The sequence below is a fragment of the uncultured Methanobrevibacter sp. genome (assembly GCF_937906425.1).
Taxonomy (GTDB): domain Archaea; phylum Methanobacteriota; class Methanobacteria; order Methanobacteriales; family Methanobacteriaceae; genus Methanobrevibacter.
The window spans coordinates 1-6464 of sequence record NZ_CALCYR010000150.1 but is presented as its reverse complement, the minus strand read 5'-3'; the positions used below and the strand labels follow the sequence as shown (position 1 = coordinate 6464).

The 6464-nt window shown below is 29.9% G+C and carries 4 protein-coding genes; 1 reads left to right on the top strand and 3 read right to left on the bottom strand.

Annotated elements, in window-relative coordinates; translation table 11 throughout:
* Window positions 1-1039: 1039 nt before the first annotated feature.
* Together Q0138_RS04300 and Q0138_RS04295 are read right to left on the bottom strand one after the other, a co-directional pair.
* Window positions 1040-1792: a DNA/RNA nuclease SfsA gene (locus Q0138_RS04300; RefSeq protein ID WP_297981428.1), complete on the bottom strand. Its 753-nt coding sequence runs from the start codon at window positions 1790-1792 to the stop codon at window positions 1040-1042.
* A gap of 263 nt (window positions 1793-2055) precedes the next feature.
* Complete coding sequence (locus Q0138_RS04295; RefSeq protein ID WP_297981425.1) at window positions 2056-3642, bottom strand: NAD(P)H-hydrate dehydratase; 1587 nt, start codon at window positions 3640-3642, stop codon at window positions 2056-2058.
* 441 nt (window positions 3643-4083) lie between these two features.
* Here Q0138_RS04295 and Q0138_RS04290 point away from each other — a divergent pair, with 441 nt between their 5' ends.
* The gene (locus Q0138_RS04290; RefSeq protein ID WP_297981422.1) at window positions 4084-5220 is read left to right on the top strand and encodes an NAD-binding protein; all 1137 of its coding nucleotides are present in this window, start codon (window positions 4084-4086) and stop codon (window positions 5218-5220) included.
* Between the two features lie 237 nt (window positions 5221-5457).
* Here Q0138_RS04290 and fhcD read toward each other — a convergent pair whose 3' ends face one another.
* On the bottom strand, window positions 5458-6348 hold the full coding sequence (gene fhcD, locus Q0138_RS04285; RefSeq protein ID WP_297981419.1) for a formylmethanofuran--tetrahydromethanopterin N-formyltransferase: 891 nt from the start codon (window positions 6346-6348) through the stop codon (window positions 5458-5460).
* Between the last annotated feature and the right edge of the window lie 116 nt (window positions 6349-6464).

The window sequence follows — 6464 nt, the reverse complement described above, 5'->3', positions numbered from 1 at the left end:
CAAGGAAAGATAAAACAGAAAAACAGCAAAGAGCTTGCAGGGTCGTTGATGAACGGCGGTTATCTTTCCCAAGGTTTTCAGAAAGATAGCATTTGTCGGACTACCTTACATCAGATCCAGTCAGCAAGGTCAAAGCATCGCTGAAAATGCATTGCCGAATGTCAGGCGCAATGTAAATCTAACCGGAAAGGAAGCGAGTCCCATGGAAATAGAGATCACACAACTGAATATTTCGATGTCCGAGAGTGACTCGCCGATCAATGCTTGATTTTCGGTTGAAGCTTCTCCCACAGCCGGTTATGAGACGGTCATAAGTATGTTGAATGTGGGACGTGGATCACCAGCATGACACTTTAGTCAATATAAGCTTCAGGCGGGTGGAGGATATCGGAATACCCTTTCAGCTGTATGTGTTATATCGGTTATACAGCTGGCTCTACGCCGAATGGCTTTACATAAATTTAATATTAATTGGAGCGGATGTGGTTAAAATGAAGATTACCGCGCATTTCAAATAAAAATGAAAGGTAATTATAGAGAATAATATGTACTCAATTACATATCACCCCCTTTACATATGTTTTTTTTAAAAATTAAACCTTTGCATATTATTCTCGCTCTTTTTAATCTATTTTATCTAATTTTTCTTGATTTACTCTATTTTTAGACAAAACCAAATTAATAATTTTTATAGTCAAAATTAATGTTTAGTTGATATTTTTTTAAAAAAACAAGACATTTAAAAGAAGTGAATAAATTTCAAAAAATTGTAAAAATTAAAGAAAAATTTACATTTTATCAAAATAATTTTAAAAAAAAATAAAAAAAATTGAAAGAAAACTAGACATTTTTAATTTTTGAAAATAAAAAAGAGAAGAAAACAAGCATTGCAAAAATAAAAATGGTTTAAATAGCTAAAAATTTAAAAAACTAAAAAAAAACTAATTAAGTAAAACTAAAAAGACTAAAAAGACTAAAAAGACTAAAAAGACTAAAAAGACAAAAAAATAATATCAATACGTATTTAAAAATCAAATTACTATTTTTCCAAAGTAAATTCCAAAGCATTAGCTACCAATTCTATTTTTTCCAAGGTATTTTCAGTCTTATAGACCAAAATTTCCACACCCTCATCATAAGCTCTTTTTAAAGTTCGTGAAAATTCAGGATCATTTTCCCAATTTGGCCTAAAGCTATTTCCATTAGGATGTTCTATTAAAAAAAATACAACTGCACGTATTCCCTGTTTTTTAAGAGAAATCAATTCTTCCAAATGTTTTCTGCCCCTTTCAGTAGGAGCATCCGGAAATTGAGCAATGCCATCTTTTATTAAAGTTACAGACTTTACTTCCACATAGCATTCATTAATGCAATCCATTTTAGAGGACTCTGAATGGTTTTTAATGTATTTAATATTTGAATCAGCAGCTTCAACATTTGCAAGATAAATGTCAATACGGGAATTGCCTATTGTCTTTTCAGATTCTACAATATCATATCCTGAAAGTTCTGATATTTTATTATTTAAAATAGCTTCCACAACAATCTTACTTGCCTGTTGGGAATACATGGCAACAAGAGCCCCATTATTCTCTACAAAATAAAGAGAATACTTTGTTTTCCTATTAGGATTATCACTTTTAAGTAGATAAACAACTGCACCATCAATTAAAAGCTCTTTACATCTACCTGTATTAGGCAAATGAGCCCTTTCAAGTTTTCCATCCACTTCAACTTCAGCAATAAACCTATTAGCCCTATTTTTAAAAATTGCCTTTACAAATTCTGAAATAAAATCACCTGAAAAATATTCATTGATGAAAATAATATGAAAATAATATGAAAATAATATGAAAATAAATAAAAATTAAATAAAATAAAATAATATGAAAATAACCTAAATTAATATGGAAATAACCTAAATTAATATGAAAATAACATTAAATTAAATAAAAATTAAATAAAATAAAATAATATGAAAATAAAATAAAATTAAATAATTAAATAAAATTAAATAATTAAATAAATTAAATAATTAAATAAAATTAAGAAACTTTAATCAAATAAATCGGCTAAAAACTCTCCAATATAACGAGTCAAGTCCTCTGCTCCGAACCCATATCCTAAAGATTCATAAGCCAAATCACCTGCTTTTCCATTGATATAAGGAGCTAAAAGAGCAGAAGTCCATGAGTCTGCACCTTGAGCCAATAAAGCCAGCACAATACCTGCCAATGCATCCCCAGTTCCTCCAGCAGTCATTCCAGGATTTCCAGACCTATTGATTTTAACCTTGTTTTTATTGAAAATAAAATCATATTCCCCTTTTAAAATAACTGAACCTTCAATGCTACGTGTAATTTCATACAATGCATCTATTTTTTCATTTAGTTTTTTAAAGTTAGAATAATCCTTCAAATCAACTATCTTATCCAAATCCCTAGCTAAATCATCAGGAATTTGATTTTTAAAGAAAGACTTAAATTCAAAGTAATGAGGACATATCACCAAATCATCCTTTTTATTAATCAAGGAATAGTCAACAAGTTTTAATGCATCAGCATCCAAAACTAGTGGCTTATCCAATTTCATAGCCAAAACGTTAAGGAGTTTGGATGTTTCCTCATTTTGACTTGCACCAGGACCTAATAAAACTGCATCAACAGCGCTTGCCAATTCAAGAATATTATCCAAATCATCAAGTGACAAGTAATCTCCACAGGATTCCTTTACAATAAAATCTTCAGACAAGGATTTTATAGCCAAAGCTGCAGGTTTTGGAGTGTAAATATAAGTCAAATCCACTCCACAGGCAATGGCGGCCTTTGCAGAAATTGCAGGAGCACCATAATAATCCAAACTTCCTCCAACTATGAGAATATTTCCATTATTTCCCTTATGAGAGTCTTTTTTTCTCATGAAATCCTTGTTGTTTTTCAATCTAAGCAAATCTCCACCTTCAACAAAGAGTTCTGCCTCCAAAGGAATTCCAATGTCACAGGTGATGATTCCTCCTACTTCAGATTCATCTGCAAGCTTTATTCCAGTTTTTATCTTATGGAAACAAAGAGTATAATCAGCATCAACAGCAATGTCTGCAATTTCACCAGTTAATGGGTCAAGACCGGATGGAGCATCAATCCCCACTTTGAGACCATTTGTGGAATTTATAAGTTCAACTGTTTTTCTAAGCTTTTCCCTAAGTTTTCCCTTAATTCCGGTTCCAAGCAAACAATCAAGAATAATGAATTCATCATTAGACTCATTTATCCTAATCTTTTCCAAATCGGCAGAATCCTTAATGAAACTAATGGACAGTCTGGATATTCTTGGCTCAAGATTCATAAGGATTTTTAAATTAGCCAATGCATCTGCAGATTTAATTTCATTTGGAGCGTACAATGAATAGACTCCAACTTCAAAACCACGGTTTAACAAATGCCTTGCAGCTACAAAACCATCTCCGCCGTTTCCGCCGGAACCTGTAAAGATCAGTATCTTAACAGGTCTTGAAAACTTAAAAGTGGAAAGGGTAGCCACTTCATCTGAAATTGATTTACCTGCATTCTCCATTAAACAAAGCCTTGAAAGACCTAAATACTCACAATTATAATCTGCAACCATCATATCAATTGGATCCATATTTCCACCGATTTAAATCATTAAAATAACTTTTTAAAGAACAATAAATAATTAATAAAAATAATGAATAATTAATAAAAATAATGAATAATTAATAAAAATAATAAATAATAAATAAACAAGTAAAATTCACTAAAAATAAAATTAAAAAATATAAAAAATTTTCTTAATATATAATATAAACTTACTAATAATTAAATATAAAGAAAAATTATTTTAAAAAAATAGGATAAAAATTAAAAAAATATGAAAAATTTAAAAAAATCTAAACAAAACACTTAAAAAATAATAATTTAATAAATTAAAATAAGTAAAGACTTTTTTACAATTGAATACAATTTTAAAAAAAAATTTGATAAATTTTTTAAAATAAAATAATTAATAAAATAAATTAAAAAAAATCATTTTAAAAAATATAAAAAAAATTATGAGGTACTTTAAATGAAAACCCTGGAAATGCTACTTAATTATATAAGAGAGGATAAGGCAAACATATACGGAAGCCTCATAATAATTTTCATAATAAGTTATGGAATTATTGGATCAATCTATATAATGCATCTGAACATATTTGATTCAATCTATTACACATTCATCACAATAGCTACAGTTGGATATGGAGACATCATCCCCCTAACTCCATTGCAAAAACTATTTACTGTTAGTTTGGCAATTTCAGGATTAGGAATCATTGCATACATTTTAACAGTGATAATAAGCTCAGTTACAGAGAATTTACATGATTTAAGGAGCGATAGAATTATGGAAAGAAAACTATCAGATATAGAAAATCATTATGTATTATGCGGATACGGCAGAGTGGGATCTGCAGTCTTTGAAGAAATAAAAAAGAGAAATCAGAAAGTGATAATTGTTGACAATGATGAAAGGAAAACAGAGGATATAGAAGAAGATGATGGAGTCATAGTATTGAATGCAGATGCTACCGAAGACAAGACCCTTAAAAAATTAAACATTGAAAAATCCCTTGGAGTTATAATTGCAACTGGAAATGATGTAGATAATTTATATATCGTTCTTACAACTAGAGAAATGTATAATGATGCACATATAATCTGCAGAGCAAGTAAAAAAGAAAACATTAAAAGATTTGAACGTGCAGGAGCAGATAAAATCATTTCACCTGAAGCAAGCGGCGGAAGTGAGATGTATTTTGCAGCTGCAAAGCCTAATCTTGTCCACATAACAGAAAGACATGATGTCGACATGATTGAAAGGGAAATGAACATTATTAGAAAATACAATTGTCACATTGAAGACATTGAATACCATTTCCACGGATTAAAAATGCCTGTTTCCAGAAAAATAGGAGTAATGGACATTGAAGAGGAAGAGAAATTCTTTAAAAGAATCAATGAAGATTCTGCTGTTAAAGAATCATTGGAAAATATTTACAATACGGTTAATGGAGTCCATTCACACTGGTTATCAGGACCAGACAGAAAACATTTAAAAAAGGCTATTGAAGAGTTAAAAAGAGAAGGGATTGTATTGGGAATAAATCTTGAATTTGAAGAAATAAATGAATTTACTAAAAAATATAAAGAACAAAATTAAATGAAAACTAAAAAATAAACAAAACCAGAACAACAAGCAAAATAAACAACAAAAACAACTAAAAACCTAATAAAAAGAAACTTAAAATATATAAAAAAATAGAATAAAAACTAAAAGAAATAGAATAAAAACTAAAAAAATAGAATAAAAACTAAAAAAATAGAATAAAAACTAAAAAAATAGACTAAAAACTAAAATAAAAACAAAAAGAAAAAAAGAAAAAAAGAAAAAACAGACTTAGAATAAGTCTTGTAATTTCATTATATAAGCACCTAATTTACCGTCGAAGTTACCTGCACTAATTTCAAGTACACCATCAACAGTACAAGCGGCTAAAATACCTGCTTTCATAGCTGCTTTTACAGATTCTTCATCTACACCATCAATAACGATTTCAAATACACCATCAGCATCTGCTCTAATGTCAGAGTCAACTTCATCTTTTAAAGTTACACACATTTTTTCATTAGTGGATGCGTTTAAGAATTTTGCGTATTTGTTGGATCCTACTTTGGAACCGGATGCAACCATACCGCCAGGGAATGGAGTGATAGTGCCAGGTACATTTTTAATAGCATCTACAGCCATTAAAGCTGCTTTTACACCAGTCATTTGGTCTTTTGCTAAAATGAAGAAGTTTCCTCCAGCTACACCATCTTTGTATCCGAATTCAGATTCTACTAAGAAGTCACCAGACATAATTGGGATAGAGTGTACTTTTCTGCCGTCAATGCAACATTCTTTTTCGAAACCGTCACCGAAGAATTTGAGTTTAGCACCAGTGTTTAAGGTGTCTTCTGCATCGAGTAAGTTAAATGCTGCTGCAGTAGGAGCGGTTAAAATACACATACCGATTCTTTCCATTAATTCATGATCGAGTGCTTTTTTACCACCTTGACAAATCATAATTGCGTAACCAGGTCTTCCGTCAGGAGTACATTTAGCTGGTACAAAACAGTCAATACCTGCTTCTGCAGGACATCCAATTACAGAAGTACCGTAACCAGTTGCTTCAGTTGCTGCAATTTTTGCTAATTTAGGAGTAGCTGCAGTTACTAAAATTCTAGTTACTTTAATTCCGAATCCTTCTGCGTAAGTATCTTTAATTTCTACACCATTAATTTCCATTATTTCACCATTTTGAAAATAATAATAAATAAATTAGACATAATTTATAAATCATTTTAATAAATTCATTTATTAAAAATAGCCAATGAATTTATAAATTATAGAAAATTATTTTA